Here is a 22,552-nt window from a genome sequence, read left to right on the forward strand (position 1 = left end):
TATCCATAAGGAGGCTATTATCCGATGAGTGATAAAGCATATGCACTGTTTGAAGAACAGCAAGCAAGTAGAGGTATTGATCTAGCTGCTGTAAAAGCCAAGCTGAAAGCCCTCAAAGTTGAAACTCCATCCTGGGGTTACGGGGATTCTGGAACTCGCTTCAAAGTGTTCAAGCAAAACGGCGTGCCACGCAACCCTTTTGAGAAATTCGAGGATGCTGCGCAGGTTCATAAACTGACGGGTGTTTGCCCGTCGGTGGCGATTCACATTCCTTGGGATAAAGTGGACGATTACGCGAAGCTGAAACAGCATGCAGCTGATTTAGGCGTTTCTATCGGTGCGGTTAACCCGAACCTTTTCCAAGAAGATGATTATATCTTCGGAAGCGTGACGAATTCGAACGCAGCGATTCGCCGCAAAGCGACGGATCATTTGCTGGAGTGCGTGGACATCGCCAAAACCGTTGGCTCCGATGTCCTGAGTCTCTGGTTCGCAGACGGTTCCAACTACCCAGGTCAAGTTGACATTCGCGCTCGCAAAACTTGGATGTATGAGTCGCTCAAAGAAATGTACAATGCAATGACGCCTAACATGCGGATGTTGATTGAATACAAATTCTATGAGCCAGCCTTCTACCACACGGATTTGGCGGATTGGGGCATGGCGTTCAACATGGCGAACAAATTGGGTCCTCAAGCAGAAGTGCTTGTAGACACAGGCCACCACCCGCAAGGCACCAACATTGAGCATATCGTGACTTATTTGTTAGATGAAAATAAACTCGGCGGCTTCCACTTCAATTCCCGCAAATATGGGGATGACGATTTGATCGTAGGCTCCGTGAATCCATACGAATTGTTCCTGATTTTCTACCAAATCATTGATGCCGCGAACGATAAAAACCCGCAAATCCGTCAGGCGGCAAACAACATTGCGTATATGATTGATCAAAGCCATAATATCGAGCGCAAAATTCCAGCGATGCTGCGTTCTGTGCTGAACGTTCAAACGCAATATGCAAAAGCTCTTCTCATCAACCTGGATGAAGTGAGAGATGCGCAAGAACGTCAAGACGTTCTTGGTGCGGAAGATGCGGTTCGTAAAGCTTTCGAATTCGACGTCACACCGCTGCTGCAAGCTGTTCGCGAAGAAATCGGCGTGCCGGTTGATCCGATGAAAGCTTACCTGGAAAGCGGCTACGACGAAAGCATTAACGTGCGTGGTAAAGGCGGTGCGAGCTGGTGAGTAAACCCTCAAGCGTTCTGGCCTTTGATTTGGGAGCAAGCAGCGGCAGAGCGATCGTCGGACGCCTTGATTCTGAAGCGGGCCAAGTGACGATCGAGGAGATTCACCGCTTTCCGAATGATCCAGTGAAGGTGGGCGACCATCTTCACTGGGACATTCTGCGCTTGTTTCATGAGTTGAAACAAGGCATTTTACAGACGAAGCAGCTAGGTTACACAGATATCGAGAGTTTGGCGATCGATTCCTGGGCGGTAGATTTCGGTCTGCTTTCCAAAAACGGCGAACTGCTTGGCAACCCTTATCATTACCGTGATCACCAGACTGACCATGCGATGGAAAAGGTGTTCGCCAAAGTGGGACGCGAAAAGCTTTATGCCATTACGGGGCTCCAGTTTCTGCAATTCAACTCGATTTTTCAACTTGCAGCAATCAAAGAAAGAAACCCGGAACTGCTGGAACGCGCTGAAACGCTGCTCATGATTCCAGATTTGCTTCGTTATTTTCTAACTGGGGAAAAACATAGTGAATTCACGAACTCTACGACGACACAGCTCTTGAATGCTACAACGAAGACGTGGGATGCAGAGCTTCTTGAGGAGCTTGATCTTCCAACCCGTTTGTTGCTGAGCCCAGTACCTTCAGGTACACGGGTAGGTTCGTTAACTGAGGATATATGCACGGATCTTGATGTTGCTTCCATTCCTGTCATTGCCGTAGGCGAGCATGATACGGCTTCAGCCGTTGTTGCGGTTCCTGCGCTGGACGATCATTTTGCTTTCCTAAGCTGTGGGACTTGGTCCTTGCTCGGAACAGAAACGATGGAACCTGTCCTAACGGAACAGGCTTTAGCTTGGAACTTCACGAACGAAGGCGGCGTGTATGGCACGAATCGTTTGCTGAAGAACATCATGGGACTTTGGTTGATCCAAGAGTGTAAACGAACGTGGGATAAAGAAGGCAAGAACCTCAGCTTTGCCGCTCTCGTCAAGCTTGCTGAGCAGGCGAAGCCTTTCCAATCATTCATCGATCCGGATGATGACATGTTTCTCAATCCGCAGCATATGCCGAAGCAAATTCAGCAATATTGCCGGGATACGCAGCAGGCTGTCCCGCAATCCGAAGGTGAAATCGCACGTTGCATTTTAGAAAGCCTAGCGTTCAAATATCGGTTTGTTCTGGAATGGACCGAGCAGCTGACGGGTGTTACGTACCCTGGACTTCACATTGTTGGCGGTGGCATTCAAAATGAGCTGCTCTGTCAATTCACTGCGAGCGCTACAGGGCGCGAGGTTTGGGCAGGTCCTGTCGAGGGTAGTGCCTTAGGAAACCTTGTAGTACAATGGATAGCATTAGGGTATATCGCGAATTTGCGCGAAGCCAGGAAGCTGATTCGGAATTCGTTCCCGGTCAAAACGTACATCCCCGAGGATGCTGCGGGTTGGCAGGCAGCGTATGCAACATTTTGTCAGGTGGCGTCCCGATCGAGGATGAAATGAGGGAAGACGATGCTGGTAGCGGAAAGATGGCAGAGAATCGTTCAGTTAGTGAATGAAAGAGGAAGCATTCGAGTGACGGAGCTCAGCGAGCTGTGTCAAGTGACGGAAGAGACGATTCGAAGAGATTTGGATCGGTTAGAAAGTGAAGGCAAGCTGATGCGCAGCCATGGCGGTGCCGTGAGCGTGAAGGAAGCGCAGTCGGAAGTGCCTTTCCTGGAAAGGGAAACGGCACATGCCGATTTCAAGAACGCTATTGCGAAGGAAGCTGTATCGCATATTCGCGAAGGCGACAGGATCATTTTGGATGCCAGCACAACGGCTTGGTATATGGCCAAATTGATTCCGGATATGCAGCTAACCATCCTTACGAATTCGATGAAAGTCGCGCTTGAGGTTAGCGGTAAAGAGAAAATCCAGGTGATATCAACTGGAGGACTCCTCTCGCCAAAGTCGTTGTCCTACGTAGGACCACTAGCGGAAAGATCGCTTGACATGTATCACGTCCATAAGCTTTTCCTTTCTTGCAAAGGGGTTCATATTCAACGCGGCATCAGTGAGTCGAACGAGCTTCAAGCGCTAATTAAGCGCAAAATGATCTCTATTGCTGATGAAACGTATTTGCTAGCCGATCACAGTAAATTCGGGATGCAGTCATTGACGCAAGTCGCGGCGTGGCCCGAAATTAAGCATGTAATTACAGACGGACAAACCAATAAGGAGGATGTGGAACGCATTCGGGAAAAAGGTGTTCACGTCATCCAATTAAATAAAGAGTGAAAGACATTGTTCCTTCCATTCTCCAGTATGTTCTCTCTTGTACTGAGGATGGTTTTTTGTATAGCCACCTGCCTCTGTGGGGGGAACGATGCAGGAAGGGAGTCAGCTGCAACATGAAAGTATCGATGTTCATTACGTGCCTCAGCGATCTTGTCTATCCCAAGGTCGGCGAGTCTATCGTTCATTTACTTGCCAAATACGGAGTCAAGCTAGACTTCCCGGCGATGCAAACCTGCTGCGGCCAGCCCGCCTTCAACAGCGGTTACTGGGATGAGGCGCGAGGCTCGGCATTGACCCTGCTCTCGGCTTTTGAAGACAGCGATTTTGTCATCTCGCCTTCGGGTTCTTGCACGAGTATGATTCACCATTATTATCCGAAGCTTTTTGAAAATGATCCTGTGAATCTAGCACGCGCTAATCGGCTTGTTGAGAAAACCTATGAATTCACACAGTTCCTCGTGCAAGTGTTAGGGGTTACGGATGTGGGAGCTGTATTCCCGCACAAAGTGACCTATCATCCTTCCTGCCACGGCAGCCGGCTGCTGGGAGTTAAGGCTGAACCGATGCAGCTGATGCAACATGTTCGCGGCATGGAACTGCTGCCGCTTCCTCATGCCGAGGATTGCTGCGGCTTTGGGGGTACTTTTGCGGTGAAAATGTGCGATATCTCTGGTGCAATGGTATCAGAGAAATCGGACCACGTCCTTGAGACAGAAGCCGAAGTGCTTGTTGGGCTAGACATGGGCTGTTTAATGAATATTGCTGGTAATTTATCGTTTCGAGGAAAGCCTGTCAAGGTGATGCATCTGGCGGAATTATTGGCTGAGGGAGTGAAACTTGCCCATGAGCGAGCATAAACCTAGCGGGACGGTGAAGGATAGATCCAAGATTGCGCTGAACAATGACTTTTTGCGCAATGCGGTGAAATTCACGACCGAACGATTGAAGAATGGGAAGCTGGCTGCGACGGCCGAACATGGCAATTGGGAAGAGTGGCGTGATCGCGGACGAGAAATAAGGTTGCATACGATTGCTCACCTCGACTACTATCTTGGCAAATTTGTTGAAAATGCAAGGGCGCAAGGGGTGCACGTTCATTTCGCTGCCGATGCGGCTGATGCGGTTAGGCTCACGATGCAGATTGCCGAGCACAAGAAGGCGAAAAGCGCTGTGAAGTCCAAATCGATGGTTTCTGAGGAGCTGCACATCAACCGTGCGCTTGAGCAAATCGGCGTAGAAGCTATTGAGACAGACCTTGGGGAATATATTATTCAGCTAGCTGGCGAAACACCTTCGCATATCATTATCCCGGCCATTCACAAAAACCGCTACCAGATCGCTGATCTGCTGTCCGAAGACGCAGGGGAGAAGCTGGAACCCGATACGGGGATTTTGGCCGGATACGTACGAAGAAAGCTGCGTGAGAAATTTCTTGAAGCCGACATTGGGATGACGGGCTGTAATTTTGCCATTGCCGAAACAGGGTCGATGGTGCTTTTTGAAAATGAAGGCAATGCACGGATGGTGAGCACGATTCCTAAGACACAGATCACTTACATGGGGATGGAACGCATCATTCCTACGCTGGACGATCTCGAAGTCATGGCTACGCTGCTGCCTCGTTCGGCTACTGGACAGAAACTGACAGTGTACATGTCCGTTATTTCTGGGCCGCAGCGTCAGCAGGATGGCGATGGCCCTGAGGAGATGCATATCATCATCCTCGATAATGGGCGCTCCCTGCAGCTCGGCGATCCGCAGTTCCAGGAATTGCTGAACTGTATTCGCTGCGGTGCTTGCTTGAACGCTTGCCCTGTGTACCGCCACATCGGCGGTCATGCCTACGGCGGCGTGTACAGCGGCCCTATCGGCGCCGTGCTTACGCCGGCACTGAACAAAAATGTCGACCAGTGGGACGACATCGCCAATGCCTCAAGCCTCTGCGGGGCCTGCTATGAGGCATGTCCAGTCAAAATTCCACTGCACGATATGCTCGTCTATCTGCGTCAGCGTAAAGTTGAGCGAGGCTCGACGGATTTTGTAGAGAAAATGGGAATGAAAGGCTTTAACTTCCTCATGTCCGATGCCAAGCGCGTGAAGGCACTCATTAAGCTCGGTCGCATTGGGCAAAAGCTGCTCGTCCGTGACGGCCATATTAAAGCGCGGATTGGTCCTCTCAAAGGCTGGAACTCGTATCGTTATGCGCCAAGTATGGCGAAGAAGACGTTCCGTGAGTCGTGGAAAGACATCGAACAGGAGCTGGAAGGCACGTTCCCTGAGCTGGATGCTGTCATGAAAGCGCGTATGGAGAAGCTTGTGGCTGATCGCACAAACGGCGGAGGAGGACATCATCATGACTAAATCAGATCCGGCATTCCTGCAGCAATTGCATGAAGAAGCCCTCAAAAAGCAGGAATCCTTCTTTGCTAATATTTCGACGCGTCTGGGTCGAGCGAAACCGCTGCAGAACGCTCCAGCACATCCGATGAAGGGAGCTCCGGCTTTTTGGGAAGACGTGAACCTTCCGCTGGAGGAGCGTATTCAGCTTTTCATGGCGAACTGGCAAAAAGCAGGTGGACACACGTACCGATTGTCAGGCATGGCAGAAGCGGAAGCCTTCATTATTGATTTTATCGCTAAAACGCAGGCGAAGAATCTGATTATCCAGGATCAGCCGGAGCTGGAAATGCTGCGCGCAAGTCTTTCGGCCGGCACGGAAACCAACATCACCGTGTGGAACGCGCAAGGTGCTACCGCCGAAGCCAAGGATGAGCTAGTCGCTAAGGCTGCTGGCGCAGATATCGGTATCGTAGCTGTCGAGCATGCGGTAGCTTACACAGGCTCGTTAGTCGTCACGTCTGACGCTACGCGAGGTAGAAGTGTAAGTCTGCTCCCAACGACGTTCATCGCGATCATCCCCGTGGAGCACCTTCGGACGAAGCTTGGTGAGGTTCTGCGGCCTTTTGACGATCTCGCCTTAGGAGAGCGTCCAGCAGGCATTCATTTTATATCGGGTCCGAGCCGGTCAGCCGATATTGAGAACGATTTGACCATTGGTGTACATGGACCTGGTATCGTTTATGCGTTAATTATTGAATAACGGGACGATGCTGACGTTGCACAATGTTCCGTATAATGTACAAGTTCGAAGTCGGGGACTCACCCTGCTATTGACGCCAAAAGCCAAGGAGCTAAGCGCATTCAAGCCGCTTAGCTCCTTTTTCATGTGCTTATTTAACGAACGTACCATTCCCCCGACACCCAGTCGGTTGATTTCCAGCGCAGTACCTCTGGATTAGCCAGATGCATGATCTCCTTCAGGAAGGACAATTGCTCGAGTTCAGTCATGGGTTTGAAATCCTTGGCGATGGCTAGATTTCTCTCTAGCTGCTCCATCGATTCCATGCCGACGATTGCTGTGGAAATGGGCAAGGAGAACGTATACTGGAGCGCCTTCTCGTACCACGGAGCAAGCTTGCCTAGCGCCATTACTTTCATGCCGATCACGGCAATGCCTTTCTCGTTTGCTTTCGGCAGAAACTCATGTGCGAAGCTGTACACGAGGTGGTCAGCGGCTGAAAGAGCCACAAGCGCGCTATCGAACGGGTAGCGGTCGATGGCTTCGAGCTGAACACGTGGGTTCGTGTGTCCGCTAATCGAGATATGTTTGATCAACCCTTGTTCTTTTGCTTCAATCAGCGCTTCCAGAGCACCGCCTTTGGCAAAACAGTTGTCCAGTTCTTCCATCGTCATAATATTGTGCAAGCGCCATTCTTCCACATGATCCGTTTGCAGCCTTTTGAGGCTCGCTTCGAGCAGTTTCATAGAACCGTCTCTCGTGCGGTCGTTCGTTTTGGTCGCAATCCAAACATCGTTTCTGCGGCCATGCAGCGCTAACGCTTTGCCAAGTCTTTCTTCGGATTGACCTTTGGAATAACTCGGTGCCGTATCGAAATAAGTGATGCCTTCGTCAATCGCACGGTTCACAATCGCAATAGCCTCATCTTCTGTACAGCTGTGCTCGTCTACGATGCGTTGTGCGCCAAAGCTAAGCAGCGGGAATTGCTGCCCCGTCCGGCCGAACATTCGTTTCTCCACGTTCATCTCTCCTTATGTATGAAGATTGCCTGCTTCTTTTCTATCGTTTCCTAAAAGGCTGCCAGATCATACCAACTTCCTTCAGATTTGCTGATATCGATTTTAGCAGGAGTTAGATCTCCTTAAGTATAAATTAGGTAAGAGAGGGACGCCAGATTTCGTGATTCCCCTTTGGTATTCACAAAAAATACATGACTAAAGTCCTATTTTATGCGCCGAAAAAGATTGTAATTTATAGAAATTAAACCTATCATTATGTACATAGACAGTATTTTTGTCGAATTATGGAATGGGTTATACGTGGCTTTTATTATTATAGATAGAGGGAGTCTGGCATATGGAGAAATCATCATTGATTGGCATTGTTTTAGCGCTTATATCGGTTGGTGTGGGCATGGTGTTAAAAGGGGCAAGTTTGGTGGCGTTATTGAACCCAGCAGCTGCACTTATTATTTTCGGAGGAACGGCTTCAGCCTTGTTTATCGCGTTTTCACTAGAGGACATGAAAAAGATTCCGAAATTATTGAAGATTATTTTTACCGAACAAAAATTAATGCCTAAAAAAGAACTCATTAATACCTTTATCGAATGGGTATCCATTACACGTCGTGAAGGCCTTCTTTCACTGGAAAAGCAAGCAGAAGAGCTAGCGGATCCTTTTATGAAAAGCGGGATGCGCCTCATTATTGATGGGAATGATCCTGATTTCGTGCGCGATGTACTGCTTGAGGATATTGCAGAAATGGAAACAAGACATAAGAAATACGCGGGAATTTTTACACAAGCCGGTACATATGCACCAACACTTGGCGTTCTTGGCGCCGTTGTAGGTTTGATTGCTGCCCTTGGGAACTTAAGTGAAGTAGAGAAACTAGGGCATTTGATTTCTGCCGCATTCGTTGCCACGATGTTCGGGATTTTTCTTGGTTATGTTATTTTTCATCCTTTCGCGAACAAACTCAAGCAGAAGTCGAAAAAAGAAGTTGAAATAAAACTCATGGTGGTCGAAGGCTTGCTGTCGATTCAATCAGGAGTATCCGCCAACTCTGTGAAGCAAAAAATGATGATCTTCGTAGCGAATAGCGATCGCGCAGCGTTTGACGAAGAAGAGAAAGGGGACGCGGCGCAGTGAGTAAAAAGAAGAAGCATGAGGAACACGAAGAGCACGTTGATGAATCCTGGCTCATTCCCTATGCGGATTTGCTTACTTTGCTTCTAGCTCTTTTTATCATTCTATTTGCATCCAGTCAGTTGGATTCGAAGAAATACAACTCGATTATGCGGTCCTTAAACAATGCGTTTACGGGAGGAGAAGCGCCTTTCGCGGTATCCAATTTAATCCCGATTGACGACGCGGCGAGCTCCACCAAGAACAACAACAAGAATCAGAACCCGCCTACGAAGGAACAGAGTAATACGGACAGTCAACTGGCTGCCAAGCTGCAGAAGGAAGAAAAAGATCTGGAAGAATTGAAGAAAAGCATGGATGCCTTCATCAAAGAAAATCAGTTGAATGAGCAGTTAACGACGAAGCTTGATAACGAGAAACTGACGATAACGATCAGTGATCGCGCGCTGTTCGATTCCGGCTCTGCAACCATGAAGCAAGATTCTCAGAAGCTGGCTGTTTCCATTGCAGGCATGCTGGCGAGTTACCCAGGCTATCAGGTTGAGGTGGGGGGGCATACGGACAATATCCCGATTCACCGAGCGGATTTTGAAACAAATTGGGATTTGAGCGCCAAGCGGTCCGTTAATTTCATGAAAATCTTACTGAATACTGGTAAAATCGACCCGTCCTCTTACTCCTCAGTTGGCTACGGGGAATACCGCCCGATTGCATCGAATGATACAACGGAAGGCCGCGCCAAGAACCGCAGGGTTGAAGTAAGCATTCTGCGCAACATTAAGGCAACGGATGAGATTGCGAAATAAGTCTATACGGGAGAAAGGCCAAGAACCGATGAAGGGTTCTTGGCCTTTTCTTTATTTATACTTTATTATAAATTTTGCAGGAAGTCCGATTAATTCCTTGAATTCGCGTTTCACCCATTCTGAATAGAGGTAATACTAAATGGAGTAAACTAGTATAATTCATTTCGTAAAGGATGAGTTGCAATGGTATTGAACCTATTTTTAATAGCCTTACTCATATTATTAACCGCTTTTTTCGTGGCTACTGAATTTGCAATTATTAAGCTCCGTCCCAGCCGTGTCGAACAGATGGTACTTGAAGGTAGCAAGAATGCGCTTGCCGTGCAGAAAGTAACAACAAATCTAGACGCCTATTTATCTGCCTGCCAGCTGGGTATTACGATTACAGCGCTTGGCCTTGGTTGGTTAGGTGAGCCTACTGTAGAGAAATTGCTGCATCCTTTATTTGAAATATTAACCATAAGCGATAGCTTGTCACACATCTTATCTTTTGGTATCGCATTTGTCTTGATGACGTACCTTCATGTTGTTCTTGGTGAGCTTGCGCCAAAGTCACTTGCGATTCAAAAAGCGGAACAAATCGCAGTGCTAACAGCACCTATCATTGTTACTTTCCACAAAGTGATGTATCCATTCATTTGGCTGCTTAATGGATCTGCGAATGCTATGATCAAATTGCTCGGAATGAAGCCAGCAAGCGAACATGAAGAAGCCCACTCAGAGGAAGAGATTCGCCTTATTCTTCATGAAAGTTATCAAAGCGGCAAAATTAATAAAACAGAATACGGCTACACAGATAGAATCTTTACATTTGATGAGCTGTTAGCGCGGGAAATTATGATACCGCGGACCGATATGGTTTGTTTATACGCTAACAAATCATTGAAAGAAAATTTGGAGATCATTAAACGTGAGCAATATACCCGGTTTCCTGTTGCCAAAGAGAATAAGGACCATATTATTGGTTTCGTGAATACCAAACAGTTTTTCTTGAATTATGATAATAACCCTAATTTTGATTTTGGATCTCTGCTGCAGCCTGTAATGACTGTGCCTGATGTCATGCCCATTAAGCAGCTATTAAAGAAGATGCAGAAAGAACAGGTGCATATAGCGCTGCTACTCGATGAGTACGGTGGTAGTGCCGGTTTAATAACCATTGAGGACATCCTAGAGGAAATTGTCGGTGAGATTCGTGACGAATTTGATAAGGATGAGAAACGGGATATTGAATCACTGGATACCAATCGATTCTTGATCAAAGGAACCGCGCTCGTTGACGAAGTCAATCATTTTCTTGAAACCAAAATAGAGCATGGAGAAGTCGATTCCATTGGCGGGTGGCTCTATAGTAAACAACCTGAGTTAGAAAAAGGCCACCCGTGGGACTATGGGGATTTGACCTTTATTGTTCGGGAGAGAGAGCAAAACCGTATTCGTAAGATCGAGATTATTAAAAAACTTCCGCAAAAAATATAAGCGATAAGACCAACCAGCATAACGCGGGTTGGTCTTTCTTATCATTGTTCAGATAATCCGAAACGCTAAAGGGGATGATAATAGAAATTCAGTTGCAAAGGAGTAAGACAAATTGGATTCTACCTATGAGCATACACATATCCCGTTAACGACGGTATCAAGCGGAGAAGGGCAAGAAGTGAGCATTGATATTTATTGCTATTGTATTCAGTTCGTTAATATATGTTTGATCGGTAATCCGACCAGTAAGTCGAAGACATGGTTTCTTGTCGACGCCGGGATGCCACATGCCGCAGATAATATTATTCAATTGGCGGAGGATCGTTTTGGCACTATGACGAAGCCACAGGGAATTATTTTGACTCATGGACATTTTGATCATGTCGGATCAATCGCGGAGCTGCTTGAACATTGGGATGTCCCTGTATATGCGCATGAGCAGGAAATCCCATACCTAACAGGCAAAGCGAACTACCCCGAAGGGGATTCAACCGTGAATGGGGGTCTCATTAGTGAACTTTCTCCGTTATTTCCGAATCACGGCATTAATCTTGGGGATCATGTAAGAGCGTTGCAGGCCGATGGAACCATTCCTGGGCTGCCTGGTTGGCAATGGATACATACACCGGGACATACCCCAGGGCATATATCACTCTATCGGGAAAAAGACCGCTCATTAATCGCTGGCGATGCTTTTGTCACAGTGAAACAGGAGTCGCTCTACCGAGTGCTTCTTCAAACGCAGGAAATTAGTGGTCCGCCGAAATATGCTACAACGGATTGGGAAACTGCTGCCGCATCCGTCAAGAAGTTGAATGAACTTCGTCCAAGCTTGGCTGTGACAGGACATGGCACACCGATGCGCGATGAGGAGTTGACGAATCAATTGGCGTATTTGGCTGAGCACTTTGATGAAGTTGCTCTGCCAGAGGAAGGGCGCTTCGTGCATTAGCGCTCTTTCAAGGTGTTAAAGAGGTTCTCCCAGAGTCATCAAGTGACTGAGGGAGAACCTCTATTTTTAAATTTTTGGCAGCCTTTTCTTTTGTTACCCGATGAGTACTGGCTCTTTTTTATCCTTCGAATTTGCGACAGCTGGTTTTGTATCGGCTTCAACATCCCGAGCATGATCAGCAATTTCCTCGACAGTTTCGTCCTTCTTAATTCCTGTAAAATCAGCTCCAACCTGCTCATCTCTGTTATGTCCGTAATCTGCGCTGCCAACCCCATTGCTGTCATTATCGCGATTACCTTCGCCGCCGCTAGTAAGATCAGTACCTGTGTTGTCCTGACCATCCATGCTTACTTCATCGGTTTCGGTTATTTGAAACTTGCTAATCTCCGCGAATAACCGGTCAGCCAATGCGAGAATGTCATCCGACTCTTCAGCAATGCGGCGAATGGAGGCATCCTGCTGAATGGACGTCGAGTTGACTTCTTCCACGCCTGCCGCTGTTTCTTGGGCGATCGCCGCCACGAACTGCACGGATCCAACAAGCTGATCGTTCTTGGAACGTGCTTGTTCGATTTTCGAATGAATGTGCTCAATCTGCTCCTTGATCCCGATCATTGAATGCTCGATACTCTCGAAGGAGCTGAGCGTATCAGCCACACGATGATTCTGGGTAACCGCAGAATCCTTTGCTTCCAAGAGCGAGCTTTGCAGCTCTTGGATTTGTTTCTGCAGCGCTTGTGTAATGCCGCTGATTGTCTTGGACGAGTCGCTGCTCTGCTGCGACAGCTGACGAACCTCATCCGCGATGACGGAGAAGCCGCGGCCGTGCACGCCGGCCCTCGCCGCTTCAATCGCGGCATTTAGGGCCAGGACGTTCGTTTGCGTCGATATCTCCGTAATCGAACGTGTGATGGCGCCAATCTGCTTCGAGCTGGCGGCTAGGGTTTGCATGGCTGCATCGACTTTGTGCAGCACTTCCTGCGACTGTTCGGACGAGGCCTTCAGCGCACGGACATAACCTGTGCCTTGCAGCGTTCCGGCTGCGGCCTCATCGCTCGCTTTTATCATTTCATAGGTATAAGCGGTAATGTCGCGAATTTCTTCTTCCAGCTCTGTAATGATGAGCGAGCTAGACTCCGTTTGCATAGCCTGTTCATCGGCTCCATGTGAAATTTCATTGATCGCTTTCAAGATGTCCGTATTTGCGGACGCCGTAAGCTGAGAGAAGCGGTGAAATTCATGCGAGTGATCACTTAAAGAGGAGGCGATCTGCTTGGTAGCATAAAGCATTTGACGCACCTGGCGAATCATATGGTCGAAGCTTTGGCTGAGTTGACCCAGCTCATCTTTGGAAGTTGCATTGATCGTATGGGTCAAATCTCCTGCCGCGATAAGTGAAACGGCTTTCTGCAGCCTTTGAATAGGACGGATAAATGAACGAATCAATAAGAAAGCGATCAAAACCGTAATCACAAGTACAACTATGGAAGCATACATCATGACCAGACTAGTGCTGTCCAAAGCTTTGGTGGAGGAGACGATAGCCTGATCAGCTGACTCCGCATAGGTCACATAGAACTTATCGACTAGATCAAAGATCACAGTTTTCAGATCCTGAGACTCATTGTACAAGTACATGAGATTGATTTCTAAGTCCTTAGTGCTTGTACCATTATTGACTTGAATCATTTTGGCAGCAGAATCAAAGTTATTAATGTAGTCTACGGAAGCTTGTATTAGCTGGCTGCGCCATTTTTGCTGATCGGGCGTAGCCGCGGTATCACCTATTTTTTTAATATAATCATTGAAAGGTTGGCGTTTGGCATTGTATTTAAATATGTATTCGGGTTTCTTCGAAATCTCCAATCCAGAAGCAATTATGTTCATGTCTTGAACCATTTCTTTTAATTCCAAAGCCATAACTTTCAGCTCGACCTTGTCGTTCTGATCATTCATATGTTGTTTGATTTGACTAACCTGATGAAGATTGAAATAAGCAACAGCCAGAAAAATCAAGAGCACCCCACTGAAACTGACAATTAATTTGGAACGCATGGTCATATTGAAGAAAAATAACCGGCTCACATTCATCCCCCCATAAATAGACAAGATATGACGCGTTTCTTGTTTCTACTTATAAATATAGGAGACTTCTATTAACTAAAGCGTCGAACTGTGTAAATAAGATGTAAAATTAACCATACAACTCTATCGAAAGTCCTATGAAAAAGTTTTACATTACGTTTACGTTTCATGGGTTTGGATTTTACATTCGATTGTTACGATGTATTTGTAAGTTAGTTGCGAGGAACAAACAAGGAAATCGAAACTAACCAGAGAAGCAACATAAAATAAAAGGAGGACATGCTGACTATGTTCAAGTTCATGTCGAAAAAAGGAATTACATTATCTCTATCCGCGGTATTAATGATGGGGTCATTGGTTGGATGCGGAGCAAAAACAGAAACAAACGGAGCTGCTTCCGCAACACCTGCTGCAACTACAGCTGCTACAGCGTCTGCAAAACCTTCTGATACACCTAAAACAGAACTTACTGGTACAATCACTGCTTCTGGTTCAAGCGCATTGCTTCCACTAGTTAAGCAAGCCGCAACTGAGTTTATGGAAAAGAACCCAAAAGTAACAATTAACGTTACAGCTGGTGGTTCAGGTACAGGAATTAAAAACGTAGCTGATGGTACTTCAGATATCGGTAACTCCGATGTTGAGCCAGGTGCTGAATATAAAGATAAAGGTCTTGTTGACCACCAAGTAGCAATCGCTCCTTTCGCATTCATCGTTAACAAAGATGTAAAAGTTGAGAACGTAACAAAACAACAAGCAGCTGATATCTACATGGGTAAAATCACGAACTGGAAAGATGTTGGCGGTAATGATGCGAAAATCGTTCTTGTACACCGTCCAGATAGCTCTGGTTCCCGTACACTTGTAAAAACTATCATTCTTGATAATAAAGATTTCACTAAAGACGGTATTACTCAAGAAAACAGCGGCGCTATGAAAACAGCAGTTGTTGGTCAATCCGGATCCATCGGTTATGTAGATACTCCTTACATCGATGATACAGTTAAAGCATTGAAAATTGACGGTGTTGCTTACTCCGAAGAAAACATCAAAAACGGTACTTACAAACTATTTGGTGTTGAGCACATGTATACAAAAGGTGAAGCTAAAGACCCAGCTAAAGCTTTCATCGAATATATGTCCAGCAAAGAATTCCAAGGTAAACAAGTTCGTGATTTGAAATTCTTGCCTGCTGATTTGCTTAAAAAATAATCGGATTTCACATCAAGAGCGTACGCATCATGCGGGCGCTCTTTTTGCTATGCGAGATGACAAATCATTAAACTTTTACATTGCCTTTACAATTCATTAACGATGCAATGACATTCATGTCCTATCATAACAGTATGACATGTTAGGGCATGTGGTATTAAATAAAGGGGGATTAACCCAGTGAATTCCGTAGCAGACAAACTATCAAATGCGAGTTCAGACAGCAAAAGCCGTCCAGTTGTTTCCAAATGGACCAGAGGACAACATAGACAAGACAGCATCATGCGATGGGTGTTTGTCATAAGTGCTGCTCTTGTTTCGGCGATTATTTTTTCCATCATTGTTTTCGTAGGTATGCAAGGGATCAAGACTTTTCAGGGAGTAAGTCCTCTGGAGTTTTTCTTCTCGACCGACTGGACACCAGGCTCAAATAAATTCGGAGCGTTTCCTTTTTTATACAGCACCCTGCTAATGACGCTTGTTTCCGTAGTCATTTCCGTGCCGCTAGCTTTATCCGGTGCTTTGTTCATGGCCAAAATTGCTCCGAAATGGATGCGTGAAATCATGCGTCCTGCGACTGATTTATTCGTAGGGATTCCTTCGGTTGTCTACGGTTTGATCGGGTTGACAGTCATTATTCCTTTCTTAGGTAAATTAACCGGCGATGTCGCCTACGGCATACTGCCTGCTTCTATTATATTAGCAATTATGATTCTACCGACTATTCTCTCCATCTCAGAGGACGCTATCCGCGCACTTCCTAGCCGTCTGGAGGAAGCATCTCTAGCGCTTGGAGCAACACGCTGGCAAACGATGTGGCGCGTGTTGCTGCCAGCAGCTAGACCGGGTATTTTAACGGCAATTATTCTTGGGATGGGTCGTGCAATTGGAGAAACCATGGCTGTATTCATGGTAATTGGGAACTCGCCACAAATGCCAAAATCGTTGCTGGATTCTACAACGGTGTTAACAACAGCAATTGTCAAGGACATGGGTAATACGAATTACGGATCAACATGGAACAATGCCTTATACTTAATGGCGCTGCTTTTACTTGTAATCTCCTTATCCTTAATCGTCATCATTCGTGTTGTTGCAAAAAGGAGTGAAGTGAAATGACAAGTAAATCAACAGACCGGATTGCTACGGTATATTTTTGGGCATCAGGCATTGTTATCATAGGGATTTTGGCTTGGTTTCTCATTCGGATTTTAGGGGATGGCATTCCTCATCTGTCTTGGCATTTTATCTTCGGAAAGCCAGAAGAGATTAAAGCAGGTGGAGGCGTAGGGCCTCAATTGTTCAACTCTTTCTATGTCTTGTTCTTGTCTCTCTTGATCTCCATTCCAATCGGATTGTTTTCAGGCATTTACTTAGCTATTTACGCACAAAAAAATTGGTTCACGGATCTTGTCCGAATTTCTGTTGAGGCTTTGTCTTCTGTACCTTCCATCGTTTTTGGATTGTTCGGATTCTTGCTTTTCGCCAACTTGCTCGGGCTGAAGTTTTCCATTATCGGCGGCGCGGCGACGGTTGCCTTGTTGAATTTGCCAGTCATGGTCAGGGTTACAGAGGAATCGATCCGCACGGTTCCGGAGTCCTATTGGGAAGCAAGCTTAGCGCTAGGCTCAACCAAATGGCAGGCGATTCGTAAAGTGCTTATTCCAGCAGCACTGCCTAGCTTGATTACAGGAATCACCCTGATTGCAGGTCGTGCATTAGGTGAATCCGCGATTCTTATTTACACAGCGGGGTTATCGGTTTCCCGGTTCTTCCCAGATTTCAACCCGCTGAACATGGGAGAGACGTTATCTGTTCATCTTTGGTATGTCGGGGCTGAAGCACTTGTTCCAGATGCGAAAGAAATTGCTAAAGGAAGTGCCGCTCTGCTCCTGATCGTCGTACTTATCTTTAACCTGTTGGTCAGCATACCAAGCCGAATCCTACAAAAAAGACTTTCCGGGGGGAAATAAACCATGGCGACTTCAACTATGACAAAAACAAAGATCAAAGCAGATAAATTGAATTTATTCTACGGAGACAATCACGCGCTTCACGATATCGACTTGTCGATTGAAAAAGGAAGTATCGCGGCATTGATCGGACCGTCAGGTTGTGGGAAATCAACGTTCCTTCGTACCTTGAACCGGATGAATGATTTGATTGACAGTGTTCGTATTACAGGAAATGTTGCTGTAGACGGTCATAACATTTATGGTTCTGATTCTGATGTCGTTTCATTGCGTAAGCGAGTGGGTATGGTGTTCCAACGCCCGAATCCTTTTCCGATGAGTATCTATGACAATATTGCTTATGGCCCGCGCATTCATGGGATCAAGAAAAAAGCTTTGCTCGATGAAATCGTGGAACGCAGTCTTGTACAAGCCGCGTTATGGGATGAAGTCAAGGACCGTTTGAACAAATCCGCTCTTGGTTTGTCAGGTGGGCAACAACAACGTTTATGTATCGCTCGTTTGCTCGCAGTTGAGCCAGATGTATTGCTGATGGATGAGCCAACTTCTGCCTTAGACCCAATTTCAACATTGAAGGTTGAAGAACTTACACAAACCCTGAAAGATAAATATACGATCATTATCGTTACACACAACATGCAGCAAGCAGCTAGGATTTCCGATATGACATCCTTTTTCTTGAATGGGTACTTAGTCGAAACTGACAAAACAGATAAAATCTTTACTAATCCGAATGATCAACGTACCGAAGATTACATCACAGGAAGATTCGGCTAACCACTACTGGAAGGGGCAACGTACATGGATGCAAGACCCGGGTTTCATCAATCATTAACTTTGTTGCAAAAAGAACTACTCGAGATGGGGGAAAGCGTTAAAGAATTGATTCTAACGTCTGTTAATTCCTTGGCAACGCTCGATGAGAAGGCCGCGCAGCAAGTGATTAACAATGACGATCAGATCGATGATTATTTAACAAGGATTGATGAACTGTCGCTGCGTCTCATTGCTTTGCAGCAGCCTATGGCGAGTGATCTGCGCATTATTGGCACAGCACTGAAAATTGCCATTGATTTGGAACGTATTGCTGATCACGCGGTAGACATCGCCAAAATTACAATTCGCTTCGCAGGCGAAGAACTGGTGAAGCCTCTGGAAACGATTCCCCAAATGGCGAATATCGCCATCGAGATGCTGCAAGAAAGCCTGTTGTCCTACACCGAACGCGATGTTCACCGTGCTGCGGCGTTGGCGGAGAAGGATGATCGTGTAGATAAAATGTACAGCACTGTGATGACAGAGCTGATGGGTATGATGAATTCCGATTATCACCGTAATCGCCAGTTGACTCATTTGCTGCTGGTTGCCCACTTCCTGGAGCGGGTGGCGGATCACACTACGAATATTGGTGAAGGCGTCATTTATATGGTGACTGGGAAGCGTAAAGATTTGAACGTGTAAGGCTGTTCAGACTCATAAAAAGATAGGTTGTCCAAAGTAGTATTTCTACTTTTGGGCGGCCTTTTTAATTTTGGCTAACTAGTGCCTTCTACTTCCTCCCTGTTAGAGAGATTCAAGTTCCCGTAGGTGAGCCTTATCGGAACTCTCGCTAGTTTTCTTGAGATTTTCTGGCAAGATCAAAAAGACCGTAAACCCAAGCGGAACCAGCTTAGTTCTACGGTCTTTCTTGTCCACCCAAGCCATGCACTCTGTTCGCTTAATGCCGCGGAACCTGCTCAGTGGTGCGGGCATCATGCAGTCAACATGATCGATCCTAATTAGGAACGGTTGCATCTTCAGGAATAGGGAAACGAATAAGAAAGGTCGTCCCCTCCGAACTGGATTGGACCTCAATGGAGGCCTTGTGCCTAGCAGCGATGCTATAACAAATGGCTAAACCAAGACCTGTGCCTTCATCCTTCGTAGTGAAGAAAGGGCGTCCAAGCTTCTCCAGATGCTTCTCATCAATGCCTGTCCCTTCGTCCGAAATCAACAAGACGACATATCCGTTTTCTTCGAAGGTTTGGATAGTAAGCGTTCCGCCAATCGTCATGGCCTCAAGCCCATTCATGCACATATTGAGAATAAGCTGCCGCATTTCTTTATCATCGAGGTGAATAACAGGGCAATCTACGAATTGGAACTGAACGTGCTTGCCTGACATGACGGCTTCAGCTTGTATAAGTGGAAGGAGCATTTCGATGATCCGGTTAATTTGATCCGGCTGTTGATGGGATTGTTTATTTTTGGCCAGCGATAAATATTCGGTAATAATTTCGTTAGCTCGATCGAGCTCCTCTAGCATAATCGGAATATACTCTTTTTGCATATTGCGATCGTTTTCACGAAATAATTGCAAGAATCCGCGAATCGTCGTCATCGGGTTGCGAATTTCGTGGGCAATACCGGCTGCCATTTCCCCGACCAGATTCAGCTGAGCTAGGCGAGCCATCTCCGTCTCAAAACGCAAGCTTTCCGTAATGTCGACAGCCACTTGAAGCAAGCAACTCTCATTTTCAATATCGATGATCTCCGTTGAGAGAAGTGCCGTCCGAGTCTCCTTGGATTTGGTTTCATACTTCACTTTGCAGTTATGAATGACCTCATCGCAGCTAGTTGATTCCCCGGAATCCGTTCGTAATAAATCCATATTGGTGCCAATGATTTCGTCGCCATACCCCGTATATTGCTTCCAGCTTTCATTTATTTCGATATAAGTAAGATCCGGCAGACGGCGGATAGCCATCAAAGAAGGGGAGAGCATGAACATCTTCTTGAAATGGTCCTGGGACTTCAGCAGCTTCTCATGGGCATCGACTAGTTCCGTAGTCCGTTCTTCGACCCATTGTTCTAAAAGCGAATTCTGCTGTTTCAGTTTCTCCTCGGCTTCCGCCAGTTTGCGGTTCGTTTCTTCGAGATCAAGCGTCCGTTTGTGCAGGAGCTCGCTTTGATATTTAATTTTCTGGTGTCCCAAGTGCATATTGACGAAAGCATCGACTTTCATACGCAGCATTTCGGGATGAACGGGCTTGAATAAATAGTCAATTGAGCCTACGTGATACCCTTTTAATACGTGCTCAATCGATGTGCTGAGTGCCGTTAAGAAGATGATAGGAATATCCTGACAGGCTTTGCGCTGTTTGATCAGCTCAACCGTTTCAAAGCCGCTAAGTCCCGGCATTTGTACATCCATTAGAATGACAGCGATATGATCGGCGGGTTCCTTTAATAAATATCGAAGAACTTCCTCACCCGATTGCAGAGAAATAACGTCGTAGTGGGAAGAGGCCAGAATGCTATTCAGAGCCAGCAAGTTCTCGTAGCGGTCATCTACCGCCAAGATTTTGACTTGTTGTTCCATTTCAAATCCTTTCCGTGCTTGTACAAGCGCTTGTACGCACCTAGCAATCGTCCTTCTATTTTTTCGTGGCAAAAAGGCAATTCCCTCTTTTTTATTTAAACTCTTTACACACATTTTACATATTGATAATAAAGCCTGCCATTTGGTTTGATAGACTGAGAGTAAACTTAAATGACGCAAGGGATGATGGACATGGGTATTCAGTCAGAAGAGCTCCTCCAATTTTACGATATCATTGAAAAAGGTTCCATATATTCTGTCTATCAGCCTATTGTATCTATGCAAGATGGCCTAGTTATGGGGTATGAAGCACTAATTCGCGGTCCCAAGGATAGTAACTTTCACTCGCCGCTAACTATGTTTCAATTCGCAGAGCAGCACGGTGAGTTGTACAAGCTTGAGCAGTTGGCGCGCGAGAAAGCCATACAGGGGTCTATTTTGGAGCATCCGCAGCAATTACTTTTTATTAATATTTCTTCGCATGTGCTGTATGATCCTGGGTTCGTTCCGGGGAAAACGTTAGAAATTTTACAGAAATACGGGCTTCGTCCAAGCAATGTCGTTTTTGAAATAACAGAAAGAACCTCCATTGAGGATTTCTCCCTAGCCCAAAAAATATTGGCGCATTACCGGAAACAAGGTTATCGGATTGCGATCGATGATGCTGGCGCGGGGTATTCGTCTATGCAGGCCATTGCCGAGCTTCAGCCGGATTTTATCAAGATTGACCGATCTCTCATCCAGGATATCCATATCAACAAAGTAAAAGAGTACATATTGGAAACATTCGTTACTTTTGCACAAAAAATGAACATCTCTTTGATCGCTGAAGGCATTGAACATGTCGATGAATTGACTAAATTAGCGAGGCTTGGCGTGCATTATGCACAAGGCTTTTTGCTTGGCAGACCGCAAACGGATGCTGCGACGATTCAGGACAGCTTGAAGATGTTGATTTGGCAGCAGCGCAAAGTACAAGGAGGCCATATGACCTGGGCGATTGGCGATCTGAATACACCTGTGAAAGTGTTCGACAAGAAAGTGCCTATATCGGAAGTGGCGGATTATTTCAAAAAGAATCAAGAATCTGTAGGAGCTGTCATCGTTAGTGAAGAAGAACCAGTCGGCCTAATGATGAGAGATCGCTTGTTCCAGCAGTTGGCGGGGCAATATGCGTTCTCTTTGTTTTGGAACCGGACGATTGACAGTGTCATGGACGACTCGCCGCTCATCGTGGACGAGTTTATTTCCGTCGAGCAAGTGTCTCAGATGGCGACTTCGCGGTCGATACATCAGTTGTATGACCTTGTGATCATTACAAGCAATGGGAAGATGGCAGGTATTGCTTCGATCAGAGCCATTCTAGAGAGCATTACCAATGTCCGCATGGAATCGGCCCGAGTGGCGAATCCACTGACTGGCTTGCCGGGGAATTTGCAAATTAATCGGGAGTTGAATAAGCGGATTCATGAGAATAAGTTATTCCATGTTGTCTATGCGGATCTGGATTATTTCAAATGGTTCAATGACAGGTTCGGTTTTCAAAAAGGGGATCAATTGATTCAATATACCGCGGACATTATGCAGCAGGCGATATCAGTTTGCGGGACCCCGCTTGATTTTGTGGGGCATGTGGGAGGCGATGACTTTATCGCGATTTCTTCTACGGAAGAGCCTGAGCTTCTGTGTCAGGAAATGATTCGCAGGTTCGAAATGGGCGTACAGATGTTTTATGAAGATGAGGAATGGGAGTATGTGTGGGACCGGAGCGGGAATAAGGTTAAAAGCGAGGGAGTCACACTGTCGCTGTCATTAGTCGTTTGCAGCTGTGAATCTCCCATTTCACTTGAACATATTTCTCAAACCGCGGCTGTGCTCAAAAAGAAAGCAAAGGCGTACCCGGGCAGCATTTATTATTTTCATAATATAGGGTAAACAC

General features: G+C 46.3%; 19 protein-coding genes. 16 read left to right on the forward strand and 3 right to left on the reverse strand.

What is annotated here, in order from left to right; translation table 11 throughout:
* Positions 1 to 24 precede the first annotated feature (24 nt).
* The 6 genes from rhaI to AC58VC_RS14200 all read left to right on the forward strand — a co-directional run bounded on the left by rhaI (position 25) and on the right by AC58VC_RS14200 (position 6,618).
* Positions 25 to 1,245: an L-rhamnose isomerase gene (rhaI, locus tag AC58VC_RS14175; protein ID WP_497369398.1), complete on the forward strand. Its 1,221-nt coding sequence runs from the start codon at positions 25 to 27 to the stop codon at positions 1,243 to 1,245.
* Positions 1,239 to 2,741, forward strand: a complete 1,503-nt coding sequence (rhaB, locus tag AC58VC_RS14180) for a rhamnulokinase (protein ID WP_497369805.1) — start codon at positions 1,239 to 1,241, stop codon at positions 2,739 to 2,741. Before rhaI ends, rhaB begins: the two co-directional genes overlap by 7 nt.
* 9 nt (positions 2,742 to 2,750) lie before the next feature.
* Positions 2,751 to 3,518: a DeoR/GlpR family DNA-binding transcription regulator gene (locus AC58VC_RS14185; RefSeq protein WP_497369399.1), complete on the forward strand. Its 768-nt coding sequence runs from the start codon at positions 2,751 to 2,753 to the stop codon at positions 3,516 to 3,518.
* A 113-nt stretch (positions 3,519 to 3,631) separates the two neighbouring features.
* Positions 3,632 to 4,375 carry a (Fe-S)-binding protein gene (locus AC58VC_RS14190; RefSeq protein WP_497369400.1) on the forward strand — a complete coding sequence of 248 codons (744 nt, stop codon included), beginning with the start codon at positions 3,632 to 3,634 and terminating at the stop codon, positions 4,373 to 4,375.
* Positions 4,362 to 5,879, forward strand: a complete 1,518-nt coding sequence (locus AC58VC_RS14195) for a LutB/LldF family L-lactate oxidation iron-sulfur protein (RefSeq protein ID WP_497369401.1) — start codon at positions 4,362 to 4,364, stop codon at positions 5,877 to 5,879. Before AC58VC_RS14190 ends, AC58VC_RS14195 begins: the two co-directional genes overlap by 14 nt.
* On the forward strand, positions 5,872 to 6,618 hold the full coding sequence (locus AC58VC_RS14200; RefSeq protein ID WP_497369402.1) for a LutC/YkgG family protein: 747 nt from the start codon (positions 5,872 to 5,874) through the stop codon (positions 6,616 to 6,618). The genes AC58VC_RS14195 and AC58VC_RS14200 overlap by 8 nt, the downstream gene beginning before the upstream one ends.
* A 134-nt stretch (positions 6,619 to 6,752) precedes the next feature.
* On the opposite strand, the gene AC58VC_RS14205 is transcribed toward AC58VC_RS14200, so the two are convergent.
* Positions 6,753 to 7,616 carry an aldo/keto reductase gene (locus AC58VC_RS14205; protein ID WP_497369403.1) on the reverse strand — a complete coding sequence of 288 codons (864 nt, stop codon included), beginning with the start codon at positions 7,614 to 7,616 and terminating at the stop codon, positions 6,753 to 6,755.
* 337 nt (positions 7,617 to 7,953) lie between these two features.
* Between AC58VC_RS14205 and motA the strand changes: the two genes are divergently transcribed.
* The 4 genes from motA to AC58VC_RS14225 all read left to right on the forward strand — a co-directional run bounded on the left by motA (position 7,954) and on the right by AC58VC_RS14225 (position 11,982).
* Positions 7,954 to 8,748, forward strand: a complete 795-nt coding sequence (gene motA, locus AC58VC_RS14210; RefSeq protein ID WP_497369404.1) for a flagellar motor stator protein MotA — start codon at positions 7,954 to 7,956, stop codon at positions 8,746 to 8,748.
* Complete coding sequence (gene motB, locus AC58VC_RS14215; protein ID WP_497369405.1) at positions 8,745 to 9,551, forward strand: flagellar motor protein MotB; 807 nt, start codon at positions 8,745 to 8,747, stop codon at positions 9,549 to 9,551. The genes motA and motB overlap by 4 nt, the downstream gene beginning before the upstream one ends.
* A 183-nt stretch (positions 9,552 to 9,734) precedes the next feature.
* Positions 9,735 to 11,030 (forward strand): hemolysin family protein, encoded by a 1,296-nt coding sequence (locus AC58VC_RS14220; RefSeq protein WP_497369406.1) that lies wholly within the window; start codon positions 9,735 to 9,737, stop codon positions 11,028 to 11,030.
* A gap of 112 nt (positions 11,031 to 11,142) precedes the next feature.
* Positions 11,143 to 11,982, forward strand: a complete 840-nt coding sequence (locus tag AC58VC_RS14225; RefSeq protein WP_497369407.1) for an MBL fold metallo-hydrolase — start codon at positions 11,143 to 11,145, stop codon at positions 11,980 to 11,982.
* A gap of 93 nt (positions 11,983 to 12,075) precedes the next feature.
* Here AC58VC_RS14225 and AC58VC_RS14230 read toward each other — a convergent pair whose 3' ends face one another.
* Complete coding sequence (locus tag AC58VC_RS14230; protein ID WP_497369408.1) at positions 12,076 to 14,037, reverse strand: methyl-accepting chemotaxis protein; 1,962 nt, start codon at positions 14,035 to 14,037, stop codon at positions 12,076 to 12,078.
* Positions 14,038 to 14,355: 318 nt separating this feature from the next.
* On the opposite strand from AC58VC_RS14230, the gene AC58VC_RS14235 reads away from it, so the two are divergent.
* From AC58VC_RS14235 to phoU, 5 genes are all read left to right on the forward strand, one after another.
* Positions 14,356 to 15,279: a phosphate ABC transporter substrate-binding protein gene (locus tag AC58VC_RS14235; protein WP_497369409.1), complete on the forward strand. Its 924-nt coding sequence runs from the start codon at positions 14,356 to 14,358 to the stop codon at positions 15,277 to 15,279.
* Between the two features lie 180 nt (positions 15,280 to 15,459).
* On the forward strand, positions 15,460 to 16,398 hold the full coding sequence (pstC, locus tag AC58VC_RS14240) for a phosphate ABC transporter permease subunit PstC (RefSeq protein WP_497369410.1): 939 nt from the start codon (positions 15,460 to 15,462) through the stop codon (positions 16,396 to 16,398).
* A complete protein-coding gene (gene pstA / locus AC58VC_RS14245; protein WP_161409095.1) occupies positions 16,395 to 17,252 on the forward strand; it encodes a phosphate ABC transporter permease PstA in 858 nt (285 codons plus the stop codon). The genes pstC and pstA overlap by 4 nt, the downstream gene beginning before the upstream one ends.
* 3 nt (positions 17,253 to 17,255) lie before the next feature.
* On the forward strand, positions 17,256 to 18,029 hold the full coding sequence (gene pstB, locus AC58VC_RS14250) for a phosphate ABC transporter ATP-binding protein PstB (protein WP_497369411.1): 774 nt from the start codon (positions 17,256 to 17,258) through the stop codon (positions 18,027 to 18,029).
* A gap of 24 nt (positions 18,030 to 18,053) precedes the next feature.
* Positions 18,054 to 18,713, forward strand: a complete 660-nt coding sequence (gene phoU / locus AC58VC_RS14255) for a phosphate signaling complex protein PhoU (RefSeq protein WP_477500851.1) — start codon at positions 18,054 to 18,056, stop codon at positions 18,711 to 18,713.
* Positions 18,714 to 19,026: 313 nt separating this feature from the next.
* Here the strand turns inward: phoU and AC58VC_RS14260 are convergent, their stop codons facing one another.
* On the reverse strand, positions 19,027 to 20,613 hold the full coding sequence (locus AC58VC_RS14260; RefSeq protein ID WP_497369412.1) for a response regulator: 1,587 nt from the start codon (positions 20,611 to 20,613) through the stop codon (positions 19,027 to 19,029).
* Between the two features lie 171 nt (positions 20,614 to 20,784).
* Between AC58VC_RS14260 and AC58VC_RS14265 the strand changes: the two genes are divergently transcribed.
* The gene (locus AC58VC_RS14265; protein WP_497369413.1) at positions 20,785 to 22,548 is read left to right on the forward strand and encodes a GGDEF domain-containing protein; all 1,764 of its coding nucleotides are present in this window, start codon (positions 20,785 to 20,787) and stop codon (positions 22,546 to 22,548) included.
* Positions 22,549 to 22,552 lie beyond the last annotated feature (4 nt).

It is taken from the genome of Paenibacillus sp. J22R67 (genome assembly GCF_059692175.1).

What these genes read in the sequence shown, in the direction of transcription:
- rhaI (WP_497369398.1), top strand. Translation starts at nt 25, where the DNA reads ATGAGTGATAAAGCATATGCACTGTTTGAAGAACAGCAAGCAAGTAGA.
- AC58VC_RS14185 (WP_497369399.1), top strand. Translation starts at nt 2,751, where the DNA reads ATGCTGGTAGCGGAAAGATGGCAGAGAATCGTTCAGTTAGTGAATGAA.
- AC58VC_RS14190 (WP_497369400.1), top strand. Translation starts at nt 3,632, where the DNA reads ATGAAAGTATCGATGTTCATTACGTGCCTCAGCGATCTTGTCTATCCC.
- AC58VC_RS14195 (WP_497369401.1), top strand. Translation starts at nt 4,362, where the DNA reads ATGAGCGAGCATAAACCTAGCGGGACGGTGAAGGATAGATCCAAGATT.
- AC58VC_RS14200 (WP_497369402.1), top strand. Translation starts at nt 5,872, where the DNA reads ATGACTAAATCAGATCCGGCATTCCTGCAGCAATTGCATGAAGAAGCC.
- motA (WP_497369404.1), top strand. Translation starts at nt 7,954, where the DNA reads ATGGAGAAATCATCATTGATTGGCATTGTTTTAGCGCTTATATCGGTT.
- AC58VC_RS14220 (WP_497369406.1), top strand. Translation starts at nt 9,735, where the DNA reads ATGGTATTGAACCTATTTTTAATAGCCTTACTCATATTATTAACCGCT.
- AC58VC_RS14230 (WP_497369408.1), bottom strand. Translation starts at nt 14,037, where the DNA reads ATGCGTTCCAAATTAATTGTCAGTTTCAGTGGGGTGCTCTTGATTTTT.
- AC58VC_RS14235 (WP_497369409.1), top strand. Translation starts at nt 14,356, where the DNA reads ATGTTCAAGTTCATGTCGAAAAAAGGAATTACATTATCTCTATCCGCG.
- pstA (WP_161409095.1), top strand. Translation starts at nt 16,395, where the DNA reads ATGACAAGTAAATCAACAGACCGGATTGCTACGGTATATTTTTGGGCA.
- pstB (WP_497369411.1), top strand. Translation starts at nt 17,256, where the DNA reads ATGGCGACTTCAACTATGACAAAAACAAAGATCAAAGCAGATAAATTG.
- phoU (WP_477500851.1), top strand. Translation starts at nt 18,054, where the DNA reads ATGGATGCAAGACCCGGGTTTCATCAATCATTAACTTTGTTGCAAAAA.
- AC58VC_RS14260 (WP_497369412.1), bottom strand. Translation starts at nt 20,613, where the DNA reads ATGGAACAACAAGTCAAAATCTTGGCGGTAGATGACCGCTACGAGAAC.
- AC58VC_RS14265 (WP_497369413.1), top strand. Translation starts at nt 20,785, where the DNA reads ATGACGCAAGGGATGATGGACATGGGTATTCAGTCAGAAGAGCTCCTC.